This window comes from Streptomyces sp. R28 (genome assembly GCF_041052385.1).
Lineage (GTDB): Bacteria > Actinomycetota > Actinomycetes > Streptomycetales > Streptomycetaceae > Streptomyces.
Genome location: NZ_CP163439.1, coordinates 6,841,042 through 6,853,406 on the forward strand (window position 1 = coordinate 6,841,042; position 12,365 = coordinate 6,853,406).

12 protein-coding genes are annotated in these 12,365 nt (G+C 72.1%); 10 read left to right on the plus strand and 2 right to left on the minus strand.

The window, feature by feature from the left end:
* The first annotated feature begins 8 nt into the window (after positions 1-8).
* From AB5J49_RS30815 to AB5J49_RS30850, 8 genes are read left to right on the plus strand one after another with little or no spacing between them, the layout of a single operon-like run.
* Positions 9-1,418: a beta-ketoacyl synthase gene (locus tag AB5J49_RS30815; RefSeq protein WP_369172131.1), complete on the plus strand. Its 1,410-nt coding sequence runs from the start codon at positions 9-11 to the stop codon at positions 1,416-1,418.
* Positions 1,415-2,638, plus strand: a complete 1,224-nt coding sequence (locus AB5J49_RS30820; RefSeq protein WP_369172132.1) for a ketosynthase chain-length factor — start codon at positions 1,415-1,417, stop codon at positions 2,636-2,638. The genes AB5J49_RS30815 and AB5J49_RS30820 overlap by 4 nt, the downstream gene beginning before the upstream one ends.
* Positions 2,639-2,692: 54 nt before the next feature.
* The gene (locus AB5J49_RS30825) at positions 2,693-2,953 is read left to right on the plus strand and encodes an acyl carrier protein (protein ID WP_369172133.1); all 261 of its coding nucleotides are present in this window, start codon (positions 2,693-2,695) and stop codon (positions 2,951-2,953) included.
* Positions 2,950-3,939 (plus strand): aromatase/cyclase, encoded by a 990-nt coding sequence (locus AB5J49_RS30830; RefSeq protein ID WP_369172134.1) that lies wholly within the window; start codon positions 2,950-2,952, stop codon positions 3,937-3,939. The genes AB5J49_RS30825 and AB5J49_RS30830 overlap by 4 nt, the downstream gene beginning before the upstream one ends.
* On the plus strand, positions 3,936-4,829 hold the full coding sequence (locus tag AB5J49_RS30835; RefSeq protein ID WP_369172135.1) for an MBL fold metallo-hydrolase: 894 nt from the start codon (positions 3,936-3,938) through the stop codon (positions 4,827-4,829). Before AB5J49_RS30830 ends, AB5J49_RS30835 begins: the two co-directional genes overlap by 4 nt.
* A gap of 10 nt (positions 4,830-4,839) precedes the next feature.
* Positions 4,840-5,373 carry a flavin reductase family protein gene (locus AB5J49_RS30840; RefSeq protein WP_369172136.1) on the plus strand — a complete coding sequence of 178 codons (534 nt, stop codon included), beginning with the start codon at positions 4,840-4,842 and terminating at the stop codon, positions 5,371-5,373.
* Between the two features lie 19 nt (positions 5,374-5,392).
* Positions 5,393-6,970 (plus strand): acyl-CoA carboxylase subunit beta, encoded by a 1,578-nt coding sequence (locus AB5J49_RS30845; protein ID WP_369172137.1) that lies wholly within the window; start codon positions 5,393-5,395, stop codon positions 6,968-6,970.
* On the plus strand, positions 6,967-7,185 hold the full coding sequence (locus AB5J49_RS30850) for an acyl-CoA carboxylase subunit epsilon (RefSeq protein WP_369172138.1): 219 nt from the start codon (positions 6,967-6,969) through the stop codon (positions 7,183-7,185). Before AB5J49_RS30845 ends, AB5J49_RS30850 begins: the two co-directional genes overlap by 4 nt.
* Positions 7,186-7,304: 119 nt before the next feature.
* On the opposite strand, the gene AB5J49_RS30855 is transcribed toward AB5J49_RS30850, so the two are convergent.
* Positions 7,305-8,222 carry a LysR family transcriptional regulator gene (locus AB5J49_RS30855; RefSeq protein ID WP_369172139.1) on the minus strand — a complete coding sequence of 306 codons (918 nt, stop codon included), beginning with the start codon at positions 8,220-8,222 and terminating at the stop codon, positions 7,305-7,307.
* Positions 8,223-8,322: 100 nt separating this feature from the next.
* Between AB5J49_RS30855 and AB5J49_RS30860 the strand changes: the two genes are divergently transcribed.
* A complete protein-coding gene (locus AB5J49_RS30860) occupies positions 8,323-9,153 on the plus strand; it encodes an oxidoreductase (protein WP_369172140.1) in 831 nt (276 codons plus the stop codon).
* Between the two features lie 343 nt (positions 9,154-9,496).
* A complete protein-coding gene (locus tag AB5J49_RS30865) occupies positions 9,497-11,074 on the plus strand; it encodes a S8 family peptidase (RefSeq protein ID WP_369172141.1) in 1,578 nt (525 codons plus the stop codon).
* 7 nt (positions 11,075-11,081) lie between these two features.
* On the opposite strand, the gene AB5J49_RS30870 is transcribed toward AB5J49_RS30865, so the two are convergent.
* Complete coding sequence (locus AB5J49_RS30870; RefSeq protein WP_369172142.1) at positions 11,082-12,323, minus strand: serpin family protein; 1,242 nt, start codon at positions 12,321-12,323, stop codon at positions 11,082-11,084.
* Positions 12,324-12,365 lie beyond the last annotated feature (42 nt).

The following is a 12,365-nucleotide window of genomic DNA, read 5'->3' on the forward strand; positions in this document are numbered from 1 at the left end:
GAAGGGGATTGGGGCGCGGCTGGGACGCGGCGCCGGTGGATCCGGCATCGAGGAGGGCCGTATCGGCCTTCGAGCCGCTTTCGAGCCACGGGGCCGACGATGACGAGGACCACCGGACGAACTCATCGAAGGAGCTGTTCGGATTGAAGCGCAGAGTCGTCATCACGGGCGTCGGCGTCCGCGCCCCGGGCGGGAACGGCACGCGGCAGTTCTGGGAACTGCTCCCCTCGGGGCGGACGGCGACGCGCCGGATCTCGTTCTTCGACCCCTCGCCGTACCGTTCGCAGGTCGCCGCGGAAGCCGATTTCGACCCGGTCGCCGAGGGCTTCGGCCCGCGGGAGCTCGACCGGATGGACCGGGCCTCGCAGTTCGCCGTGGCCTGTGCCCGGGAGGCCGTCACCGCGAGCGGGCTCGAATTCGAAAACCTGGACCCCACCCGGGTCGGGGTCAGCCTCGGCAGCGCCGTGGCCGCCGCGACCAGCCTGGAACGCGAGTATCTGCTGCTGTCGGACTCCGGCCGTGACTGGGAGGTCGACGCCGCCTGGCTGTCCCGGCACATGTTCGACTACCTGGTGCCCAGCGTCATGCCGGCCGAAGTGGCCTGGGCGGTCGGCGCCGAGGGCCCGGTCGCGATGGTCTCCAACGGCTGCACCTCGGGCCTGGACTCCGTGGGCCACGCGGTGCGGCTGATCGAGGAGGGCAGCGCCGACGTGATGGTCGCGGGGGCCGCCGACACCCCGATCACCCCGATCGTCGTCGCGTGCTTCGACGCGATCCGCGCCACGACGTCGCGCAACGACGACCCGGAGCACGCCTCGCGGCCGTTCGACGGCACGCGCGACGGCTTCGTACTGGCAGAGGGAGCCGCGATGTTCGTCCTGGAGGACTACGACAGCGCGCTGGCCCGCGGCGCCCACATCCACGCCGAGATACCGGGGTACGCGACGCGCTGCAACGCGTACCACATGACGGGGCTGAAGGCCGACGGCCGCGAGATGGCCGAGGCCATCCGGGTCGCTCTCGACGAGTCCCGCACGGACGCCACGGACATCGACTACATCAACGCCCACGGCTCCGGCACCCGGCAGAACGACCGGCACGAGACCGCGGCGTACAAGCGCGCGCTCGGCGATCACGCCCGGCGCACCCCGGTCAGCTCCATCAAGTCGATGGTCGGCCACTCGCTCGGCGCGATCGGCTCGCTGGAGATCGCGGCCAGCGTGCTCGCCCTCGAACACGGCGTGGTGCCACCGACCGCGAACCTGCACACCAGCGACCCGGAGTGCGATCTCGACTATGTCCCGCTGGAGGCGCGGGAGCGGAAACTGGGGACGGTCCTCACCGTGGGCAGCGGCTTCGGCGGCTTCCAGAGCGCCATGGTCCTGCGCAGCGCCGAGGCTGCGGGGGCGGTCGCATGAGCATCCACATCACCGGAATCGGCGTCGTCGCACCCAACGGTCTCGGCCTGGAGCAGTACTGGGCGGCCGTGCTGGCCGGCCGCTTCGGCCTCGGCCCGGTCACCCGCTTCGACGTGAGCCGGTACCCGGCCACGCTCGCCGGCCAGATCGACGACTTCCACGCGCCGGACCACGTCCCGGGCCGGGTGCTGCCGCAGACGGACCCCTCCACGCGGCTCGCACTGACCGCCGCGGCCTGGGCGCTCCAGGACGCGAAGGCCGACCCGGAGTCGCTCACCGACTACGACATGGGCGTCGTGACGGCCAACGCCTGCGGCGGATTCGACTTCACGCACCGGGAGTTCCGCAAGCTGTGGACCGAGGGCCCCAAGTCGGTCAGCGTGTACGAGTCCTTCGCGTGGTTCTACGCGGTCAACACCGGCCAGATCTCCATCCGGCACGGCATGCGCGGCCCGAGCAGTGCCCTGGTCGCCGAGCAGGCCGGGGGCCTGGACGCCCTCGCCCACGCCCGCCGCACGATCCGCCGCGGCACCCCGCTGGTGGTCTCCGGCGGGGTCGACTCGGCACTCGACCCATGGGGCTGGGTCTCGCAGCTCGCCGGCGGACGGGTCAGCACCGCCACCGACCCGGCCCGCGCCTATCTGCCCTTCGACGAGCAGGCGGCCGGCTATGTCCCCGGCGAGGGCGGCGCCATCCTCGTCCTGGAGGACAGCACCGCGGCCGAGGCCCGGGGCCGGCACGAGACGTACGGCGAACTCGCGGGCTGTGCCTCGACCTTCGACCCGCCCCCCGGCTCCGGACGGCCCCCGGGCCTGGAGCGCGCGATCCGGCTCGCCCTGACCGACGCCGGGCTCGGCCCCGAGGACGTCGACGTCGTGTTCGCCGACGGCGCGGGCGTACCCGAGCTGGACGCCGCGGAGGCCCGGGCCATCGGCCAGGTGTTCGGCAGCCACGGCGTGCCCGTCACCGTCCCGAAGACGACGACGGGCCGGCTCTACTCCGGCGGCGGACCGCTCGACGTGGTCACCGCCCTGATGTCCCTGCGCGAAGGCGTGATCCCGCCGACCGCGGGTGTGCGCTCCGTACCGCAGGAGTACGGCATCGACCTGGTGCTCGGCGAACCGCGCACCGCGCCCCTGCACACCGCCCTGGTCCTGGCCAGGGGCCGCTGGGGCTTCAACTCGGCGGTCGTCCTGCGCCGTACAGAACCGACCTCGTAGCGACAGACGCCTCAGCGACAGACGCCTTGGCGACACCGAGAACTGGAGACCGCAATGGCAACTCTGCTCACCATCGACGACCTGCGCCGCATCCTCATCGAATGCGCCGGTGAGACCGACGGAACCGACCTGTCCGGCGACATCCTCGACACCCGCTTCGAGACCATCGGCTACGACTCGCTCGCCCTGATGGAGACCGCGGCGCGGCTCGAGAGCCGGTACGACGTGGCCATACCCGACGATGTCGCCGGCCGCGTCGACACCCCTCGTGAGCTGCTCGACCTGGTCAACGGCGCGCTGGCCGAGGCAGCATGAGCCGGCCGGAGGAACACCGGGTGGTCCATACCTTCAGGACCCCGGCCCCGGCGCGACGGCTGTACGAGCTGGTCGCGCGGGCCGAGCTCTGGCCGGCCGTCTTCGAACCCGCGGTGCACGTACGGATCCTGGAGCGCGGCCAGGGCACGGAACGCTTCCAGATCTGGGCGAGCGTGGCCGGACAGGTCAAGACCTGGACGTCCCGTCGGACGCTGGACCCCGACGCCCTGCGGGTCACGTTCCGGCAGGAGCGCACCCAGGCGCCCATCGCCTCGATGGGCGGGAGCTGGGAGTTCCGGGGCGACGGCGACGGGACCGAGGTCGTGCTGACCCACGACTTCGCCGCCGTCGACGAAGCCGCCCTGCCGGGACTGCGCGCGGCGCTGGACACGAACAGCGAGAAGGAGCTGGCCGCGCTGGCCCGGCTCGCGGAGCAGCGACACCCGGTCGAGGAGCTCCTGTTCACGTTCGAGGACACGCTTCAGGTGCCGTCCGCGGACGACGCCTACGCCTTCATCGAGCGCAGCGACCTGTGGCCGGACCGGCTGCCGCACGTGGGCAAGGTGACACTGACCGAGGAGGCGGCGGGCGCCGGTTCCCCCGGCGTCCAGGACATGACCATGGAGACCGTGACCGCCGACGGCAGTACGCACACCACTCGTTCGATCCGCCTCTGTTTCCCCGGCGAGAGCATCGTGTACAAGCAGCTCGTCCCGCCCGCCCTGCTCTCCGGACACAGCGGCGCCTGGCTCTTCGACAAGGGCGACAAGGACACGGTCACCGCCCGCCACACCGTGGCGATCGACCCGACCCGGATCGAGGAGGTCCTGGGCGAGGGCAGGACCGTCGCCGACGCCCGCGCCTATCTGCGTGAGGCGCTCGGCGCTAACAGCCGGGCCACGCTCAGCCACGCGGCCGCCGCCGCGGCTGGGGCTTCCGCTGCCGCTTCCGCTGCCGCTTCCGCTGCCGCCAGGCCGGCGCCGTGACGGCCGCGGTCCATGAGGTCGCCGAGGGGGTCTACGCCTACGAGCAGGCCCCCGGCGGCTGGTGTGTCAGCAACGCGGGCATCGTCGTGGGCGGCGACGGCGCCCTCGTCGTCGACACGCTGTCGACGATCCCGAGGGCGCGGCGGCTGGCCGAGACGGTCGACAAGCTCGCCGCGGGCCCGGGCCGTACCGTGGTCAACACCCACTTCCACGGCGACCACGCGTTCGGCAACCAGGTCTTCCCGCCGGGGACGCAGATCATCGCGCACGAGGACATGCGGACCGCCATGGTGACGACGGGCCTGGCCCTCACCGGGCTCTGGCCGCGGGTCGACTGGGGCGAGATCGAGGTGACGCCGCCGACCGTGACCTTCCGCGACCACCTCACCGTGCACGTCGGCGGGCGACGGACCGAACTGATCCGCGTCGGCCCCGCGCACACCGACCACGACGTGGTGGTCTGGCTGCCCGAGGAGCGGGTGCTGTTCGCGGGGGACATCGTCATGTCGGGCGTCACCCCGTTCGTGCTCTTCGGTTCGGTCTCCGGCACGCTGGCCGCGCTCGACCGGCTGGCGGAGCTGGAGCCCGAGGTGGTCGTCGGCGGGCACGGCCCGGTGGCCGGACCCGAGGTGCTCGACGCCAACCGGGACTATCTGCGCTGGGTCCAGCACCTCGCCGCCGAGGCGGCCGACAGCGGGCTGACGCCGCTGCAGGCCGCCCGCGAGGCGGACCTCGGCGTCTTCGCCGACCTGCTGGACGCGGAGCGCCTCGTCGCGAACCTGCACCGGGCTCACGAGGAGCTGCTGGGCAGGCCCGCGCGCGACGCCATGGAGATCTTCGCGGAGCTGGTCGCCTACAACGGTGGGCGGCTGCCCACCTGCCTCGCCTAAGGAGTCAAAGATGGCCGCCGACCAGGGAATGCTCCGGGACGCCATGGCCCGGGTGCCCGCCGGGGTGGCGCTCGTCACCGCCCACGACCGCGGGGGAGTCCCGCACGGTTTCACCGCCAGCTCGTTCGTGTCCGTCTCGATGGAGCCGCCGCTCGCGCTGGTCTGCCTGGCCCGTACGGCCAACTCCTTCCCGGTGTTCGACAGTTGCGGCGAGTTCGCGGTGAGTGTGCTGCGCGAGGACCACACCGAGCTGGCGATGCGCTTCGCGCGCAAGTCCGCGGACAAGTTCGCGGGCGGGGAGTTCATCCGCACCCCAAGGGGAGCGACCGTGCTCGACGGGGCGCTCGCGGTCGTCGAGTGCACGGTTCACGAGCGCTACCCCGCGGGCGACCACATCATCCTGCTCGGCGAGGTCCAGTCCGTGCACGTCGAGGGGAAAGGGGCGCCGGCGGTCTACGTGGACCGCCGCTTCGCGGCCCTGTGCTCGGGGACGGGCGCCTGCCTGGCCGCCGCCGAGCGGGGCGCGCACGCGCACGCCGGCTGAGGAGAGTTGAGGAGGAACCATGTCCGTGACCGACGAGGTGACCGGCGAGGTGACCGGTGAGCACCTGGCCGGACTCGCTCGGATCCGGGCGCAGGCCGAGGCCGGCCCGGGGGAGCGGGCGACCCGGGCGCAGCACGACAGAGGGAAGCTGACGGCCCGGGAGCGGATCGCGCTGCTGCTGGACCCCGGCTCCTTCCAGGAGGTGGAGCAACTGCGCCGGCACCGGGCGAGCGGCTTCGGTCTTGAGCACAAGCGGCCGTACACGGACGGCGTGATCACCGGCTGGGGCACGGTCGACGGCCGGACGGTCTTCGTCTACGCGCATGACTTCAGGATCTTCGGCGGCTCGCTCGGCGAGGCGCACGCCGCGAAGATCCACAAGATCATGGACATGGCCCTCTCGGCGGGCGCTCCGCTCGTGAGCCTCAACGACGGGGCCGGGGCCCGGATCCAGGAGGGCGTCTCCGCGCTGGCCGGCTACGGCGGGATCTTCCGGCGCAACACCCGTGCCTCGGGGGTGATCCCGCAGATCTCGGTGATGCTCGGCCCGTGTGCGGGCGGCGCGGCGTACTCGCCGGCGCTGACGGACTTCGTGTTCATGGTGCGCGAGACCGCGCAGATGTTCATCACCGGCCCGGACGTGGTCAGCGCCGTCACCGGCGCGCAGCTCACCCAGAACGCTCTGGGCGGCGCGGATGTGCACGCCACGACGTCCGGGGTGGCGCACTTCGTGTACGAGGACGAGGAGACCTGCCTGGCGGAAGTGCGCTACCTGCTCTCCCTGTTGCCCTCCAACAACCGGCAGAACCCGCCGGTCCACCCCTCGGACGACCCGGTGGACCGGCTCACGTCCACGCTCTACGACCTGGTGCCGCAGGACGGCAACCAGCCGTACGACATGCACAAGGTGATCGAGGAGCTCGTCGACGACGGCGACTGGCTGGAGGTCCACGAGCGCTGGGCCCGGAACATCGTCTGCGGCCTTGCCCGGCTCGACGGGCGGGTGGTGGGCATCGTTGCCAACCAGCCGCAGACGCTGGCCGGGGTGCTGGACATCGCGGCCTCGGAGAAGGCCGGTCGCTTCGTGACGATGTGCGACGCCTTCAACATCCCGATCGTGACTCTGCTCGACGTGCCGGGCTTTCTGCCCGGGGCGGACCAGGAGCACGGCGGCATCATCCGGCACGGCGCGAAGCTGCTGTACGCGTACTGCAACGCCACCGTCCCCCGGGTCTCGATCGTCCTGCGCAAGGCCTACGGCGGCGCGTACATAGTGCTGGACTCCCAGTCCATCGGCGCCGATCTGACCTTCGCCTGGCCGACCAACGAGATCGCGGTGATGGGCGCGGAAGGCGCGGCCAATGTCATCTTCCGGCGCGACATCGCCGCGGCCGACGACCCCGAGGCCAAGCGCGCCGAGATGGTCAAGCAGTACAAGTCCGAGCTGATGCACCCGTACTACGCGGCCGAGCGGGGTCTGGTCGACGATGTCATCGACCCGGCGGAGACCCGCGAGATTTTGATCCGCTCGCTCGCGATGCTGCGTACGAAGCACGCCGACCTGCCGTCGCGCAAGCACGGCAATCCGCCCCAGTGAGCGCGCCGGCCGGCGCGGCAGCCGCCGAACTCCGCGTCGAGAGGGGCCAGGCGAGCGCCGAGGAGATCGCGGCCCTCACCGCGGTCCTCCTCGCCCGGGCCGCCACCCAGCCCGACTCCGCCGCGGCGCACTGCCCCGACAGCCCGGCGGGCTGGCGCCGCCTGGAACGCACACCGGGCTTCCGGGCCCCGCACAGCTGGCAGGAGTCCGGGTGACGGCGAGGGGGAGGGCGTGGGGGAGGGCGGCGGCTCGCTGTCTGCCATGACAGGGGCCTCGCTGGAGTAAGTGAGGGGTACGGGAGGGAAGTTGGCGGGAAGTTGACGGGAAGGTGATGCTATGTCTCGTTTTCCGCCGATCTCGGCACCTGTCGGCACGCCTGCGCATACGCCCGCACCAGCGGCCGCCCCGCGTCCTCCTTGCGCCAGGCCAGCGCGTAACGGCTCGGCGAGAGCCCGCGCACCGGACGCGTCACCACCCCACCCAGGGTGATCAGAGGGGCGTTGCCCGTCGCCACCAGGCAGATGCCGAGGCCTGCGACCAGCGCCTCGTACGTCTCCTCCGTGCTCGCGATCTCCGCCCCGACGCGTGGCGGCCGGCCCTGCCGCTCCTCCAGCGCCAGCCAGTAGTCACGCAACGGCCCCGCACTCGTCGGCAGGGCGAGGAACGGCTCGTCGGCGAGGTCCGTGAAGTCGATCTCCGCACGGGCCGCGAGCGGGTGGGACTCCGGGAGAGCGACCAGGCGGGGCTCCTGCGCGACCACCGTCCAGGCGTAGCGCTCGGCGTCGGGCAGGGGCAGCCAGACGAAGGCCACGTCCGCGTCGCCGCCGGCCAACCCCGCCGTCGGGTCCTCCCAGCTCACCTGGCGCAGGCGCAGGACCGTGTCCGGGTGCGCGGCGGTGAAGCGGGAGCGGACCGCCGGGAGCAGGCCGCCGCGGCCCGGGCTGGTGCTCATGCCGACCACCAGCGTGCCGCGTGCCGCCGCCCGGGCGGCCTCCACCGCCGCCGACCCCTGTGACCAGGCGTCCAGCACCCGCCGCGCATGCGGCAGCAGTGCCATGCCGGCCTCGGTCAGGGCCACGCCCTGCCGGTCTCGCCGGAACAGCTCCACGCCCAGCTGCCGCTCCAGCGACCGTACTTGTTTGCTGAGCGCGGGCTGGGAGACGTACAGCCGCTCGGCCGCTCGGGTGAAGTGCAGTTCTTCCGCAACCGTCGTGAAGTAGCGCAGGTCCCGTACATGCACGTCCATCGTCATAACCTTCGGTTATCACCGAAGGTCTTGGACGGGCAACCGGTTCCGGTCGGAGGCTGGTCCGCACAAGCCGATGCGGCTACCGCAATCCCGAGGAGCTGTCATGAACAAGGTGTGGTTGATCACCGGCGCGAGCAGCGGTTTCGGGCGGGCGGTCGCGGAAGCGGTCCTCGCCGACGGTGACGTGGTCGTGGGTGCGGTACGGCGGCCCGAAGGGTTGGACGATCTCGTGGCCGCCCACCCCGATCAGATGGAGGCGCTGCGGCTGGACGTCGGCGACACGGGGGCCGCCGAGGCCGCCGTACGGGATGTGATCGCGCGGCACGGCCGGATCGACATCCTCGTCAACAACGCGGGCCGCACTCACGTCGGCGCCTTCGAGGAGACGACGGAGCGGGAGTTGCGCGAGCTGTTCGACCTGCATGTCTTCGGGCCGGTCGCGCTCACCCGTGCCGTGCTGCCGCACATGCGCGAGCGGCGTTCCGGCGCGATCGTGCAGATGAGCAGCATGGGCGGGCAGATGTCCTTCGCCGGCTTCTCGGCGTACAGCGGAACGAAGTTCGCCCTGGAGGGCCTGTCCGAGGGGCTCGCGGACGAGGTCGCCGAGTTCGGCATCAAGGTGCTGATCGTCGAGCCGGGTTCGTTCCGCACCTCGCTGTTCGAGACCGGCCGGGCCGGGGCCAGCGCGGACAGCGGCCTCTACCCCAAGGTGAGCGAGACCCGCGGCTTCGTCTCCGGCGGCGACGGCAGCCAGCCCGGCGACCCGGCGAAGGCGGCGGCCCTCATCCTGGCCGCGCTGGAGGCCGACCGCACGCCGCTGCGCCTGCCTCTCGGCGACGACGGCGTCTCCGCGGTCCTCGGCCACCTCGACCAGGTCCGCGAAGACATCGCGGCGTGGGAGAAGTCGACGCGGGCAACGGGGTTCGAAGACTGAGGGCGCTTACCCCGAACCGCGGGAGCAGGCGAGGAACGAACGAGGCCGGTGAGCCGACGGCCACCCGACCGAGGCGCAGCGCCCGCACGGCTGCCCGCCCTCGGGCGCGGGCGGCCGGCGCCTCGACGTCGGCATACGCCGTCCAGGCCGCGGGGCTGATCTGCGCGGTGGGGCCGTCTTCCCCGTCGTGTGGGCGGAGTTCGCCGTGCAGGGCCCTTGTGCAATTCCTGTGCAGGCCTCAATCTTTCGGCTGACACACAGGAACGGCACAGGAAGTTGACATGTTCCTGTCCGCTTCGTGTCGCCCCCACAAGCGCACCACCAATCGAGGAGGACCCCTCAGATGGCAGTGATGCGTAACTCCCGAAGAGACACCCGGCGAAGACTGGCAGCCCTCAGCGTCGCGGCCACCGCGGCCCTCACCGCGGGCCTGGTCTCCGCCCTCCCCGCCGCGGCCGCTCCCGAGGGCCGTATCCAGTACGCGGGCGCGGCCAACGCCGTGGCCGACAGCTACATCGTGAACCTCAAGGCGGACCACGCCCGTTCGGGCTCCAAGTCCGGGCGCGCCCTGGTCGAGAAGTACGGCGCCGACATCGAGCGGACGTACAAGAAGGCCCTCAACGGCTACGCGATCGAGGCATCCCAGGCCGAGGCCAAGGCGCTCGCCGCCGACCCGGCCGTCGCCTCCGTCGTCCAGAACCGCACCTTCAGCATCGACGCGACCCAGACCAGCCCGCCCTCCTGGGGCCTGGACCGCATCGACCAGAAGAACCTGCCGCTGAACAGCTCGTACACCTACCCGGACTCGGCCGGGCAGGGCGTGACCGCGTACATCATCGACACCGGCGTGCGCATCACCCACAGCGACTTCGGCGGCCGTGCCTCCTACGGCTACGACGCCGTCGACAACGACAACACCGCCCAGGACGGCCACGGCCACGGCACGCACGTCGCGGGCACGGTCGCCGGGTCGTCGTACGGCGTCGCCAAGAAGGCGAAGATCGTCGGCGTCCGGGTGCTGAACAACTCCGGCGAGGGCACCACCGACCAGGTCGTCGCCGGTATCGACTGGGTCGCCCAGAACGCGGTGAAGCCGGCCGTCGCCAACATGTCCCTCGGCGGCGGCGCCGACTCCGCCCTCGACACGGCCGTACGCAACGCCATCGCCTCCGGCGTCACCTTCGCCGTCGCGGCCGGCAACGAGTCGACCAACGCCTCCACCAAGTCGCCCGCACGCGTCACCGAGGCGATCACGGTCGGCGCGACCACGAGCGGCGACGCGCGCGCGAGCTACTCCAACTACGGATCGGTCCTGGACCTGTTCGCCCCTGGCTCGTCCATCACCTCGGCCTGGAACACGAGCGACTCGGCGACCAACACCATCTCCGGTACGTCGATGGCGACCCCGCACGTAGTGGGCGCGGCCGCGCTCTATCTCGCCGCCAACCCCTCGGCCACCCCGTCCCAGGTCGCCTCGGCCCTGACGTCCGCCGCCACGACCGGCGTCGTCACCAGCCCCGGCACGGGCTCGCCCAACCGGCTCCTCTACGTCGGCGGCGGCACGACCACCCCGCCCGGCCCGCGTTTCGAGAACACCGGTGACTACGCGATCGCCGACAACTCCACGGTCGAGTCCCCGGTGACGGTCTCCGGCGTCTCCGGCAACGCGCCCTCGGCCCTGGCCGTCGAGGTGCACATCGTCCACACGTACATCGGCGACCTCCAGGTCCAGCTGATCGCCCCCGACGGCACGGCGTACACGCTGAAGTCGTACGGCACGGGCGGCAGTGCGGACAACATCGACACCACGTACTCGGTGAACGCCTCGTCGGAGGCCGCCAACGGCACGTGGAAACTGCGGGTGAGCGACAACGCGAACATCGACACCGGGCGGATCGACGCCTGGGCGCTCCAGTTCTGACCCTGAGTCAGGGGCGGTAGTCCTCCTCGTCCTCGCGGTACGGCACCGGGTCCGTGACCCAGCCGGCCGCGAGGACGAGCCGCGTGTGGCGGTGCAGGGCGAGAAAGCCGAAGGGCCGGTCGAAGGAGGCCCGGACGCTGGTGGTCACCCAACGGGGAGCGGCGGGTGCGCTCCCCGGGGCGGCCCCGACAGCCGTCACCGCGGCCGCCCGGAAGCCCAGGGCACCGAACCGCGCCATCGCGGACTGCCGAGCCGACCCGACGGCGAGCGGGAAGCCACTGACGCCGGGGAAGTGACCACGGCCCGTGTCCATCGCCGTCGTCAGGCCGAAGACGCGGTGCAGCGCCAGCAGGTCGTGGTGCGTGCTCATGCCGAACGCCACCGTCCTTACGTCCAGCGTCGGCGGTACCGGGCGGGTGTTGCGCTCCTTCACCACCCTCAGTCCCGGTCCCGCATCGCCGTAAGGGAGTTGCGGCCCCGGCACCACCGGGTGCCTGCCCGCCAGGACGTCCACCCCGGCCCCCAGCACCTGCCCGGCCGTCATCCCCTCCTCGCCGAGCAGCAGATGCACGTCGATCGCGTTGTCGCCCAGCACCTTCAGCCCGGTGACATGACCGGCCGGTGTGTCCGCGACCCCGACCCGGTCCAGCAACTCGCTGCGGCGGTGCAGTCCGAGCAGCGTCCGGTCGCTCCACGGCCCGGCCTCCGGCGTCATCGGAAAGTCCCGGAAGCGCCGCAGCCACTCCGCCCGCAACGCCAGCGCACTCGCCAGCACCAGCTCGGGGTCCTCGTCCAGCAGGACGGGCATCTCTTCGATCAGCCCACCCGTCCGCTTCACCGCCCAGGCGTCCAGCGCACCCTTGTCGGCCCGCGCGTCCCCCGTCAGCACCCCGTGGGCCTCCGTGGGCAACCCCGCCTCCCACCGCTCCCGCAGCTCCAGCGTCCGCCTGGTCCACAACCCGAGCGCCGAGTCCAGCCCCCGCATCGCTGCCATCGCGCCCAGCAGCTCCCGCGCCGCGCCCGCGGCCTCGCCCGCCGGCAGCCCCACCGCGTCCGCCAGCTCCGCGCGCGCCGCACCGCCGGCCCCGTCCGCCAGGAACGCGAGCAACGGCCACACGCCCGCCGCCGAGAACACCGTGCCGCCGTCGGAAGCCCCCGAAACCTGAGGAGCCCCCGAGGGCCCGGCCGCCCCCGCCCACCGGACGGACAACCCATTGACCGCCAGGATCGTCGTATTCGTGACCCCCATTACGTCCCCCCTCGTCCCGCCCCGCCCCTACCATTCGCCCAG

Coding starts and splice junctions, on each gene's coding strand:
- AB5J49_RS30820 (WP_369172132.1), top strand. CDS start 1,415: ATGAGCATCCACATCACCGGAATCGGCGTCGTCGCACCCAACGGTCTC.
- AB5J49_RS30825 (WP_369172133.1), top strand. CDS start 2,693: ATGGCAACTCTGCTCACCATCGACGACCTGCGCCGCATCCTCATCGAA.
- AB5J49_RS30830 (WP_369172134.1), top strand. CDS start 2,950: ATGAGCCGGCCGGAGGAACACCGGGTGGTCCATACCTTCAGGACCCCG.
- AB5J49_RS30840 (WP_369172136.1), top strand. CDS start 4,840: ATGGCCGCCGACCAGGGAATGCTCCGGGACGCCATGGCCCGGGTGCCC.
- AB5J49_RS30845 (WP_369172137.1), top strand. CDS start 5,393: ATGTCCGTGACCGACGAGGTGACCGGCGAGGTGACCGGTGAGCACCTG.
- AB5J49_RS30855 (WP_369172139.1), bottom strand. CDS start 8,222: ATGACGATGGACGTGCATGTACGGGACCTGCGCTACTTCACGACGGTT.
- AB5J49_RS30860 (WP_369172140.1), top strand. CDS start 8,323: ATGAACAAGGTGTGGTTGATCACCGGCGCGAGCAGCGGTTTCGGGCGG.
- AB5J49_RS30865 (WP_369172141.1), top strand. CDS start 9,497: ATGGCAGTGATGCGTAACTCCCGAAGAGACACCCGGCGAAGACTGGCA.
- AB5J49_RS30870 (WP_369172142.1), bottom strand. CDS start 12,323: ATGGGGGTCACGAATACGACGATCCTGGCGGTCAATGGGTTGTCCGTC.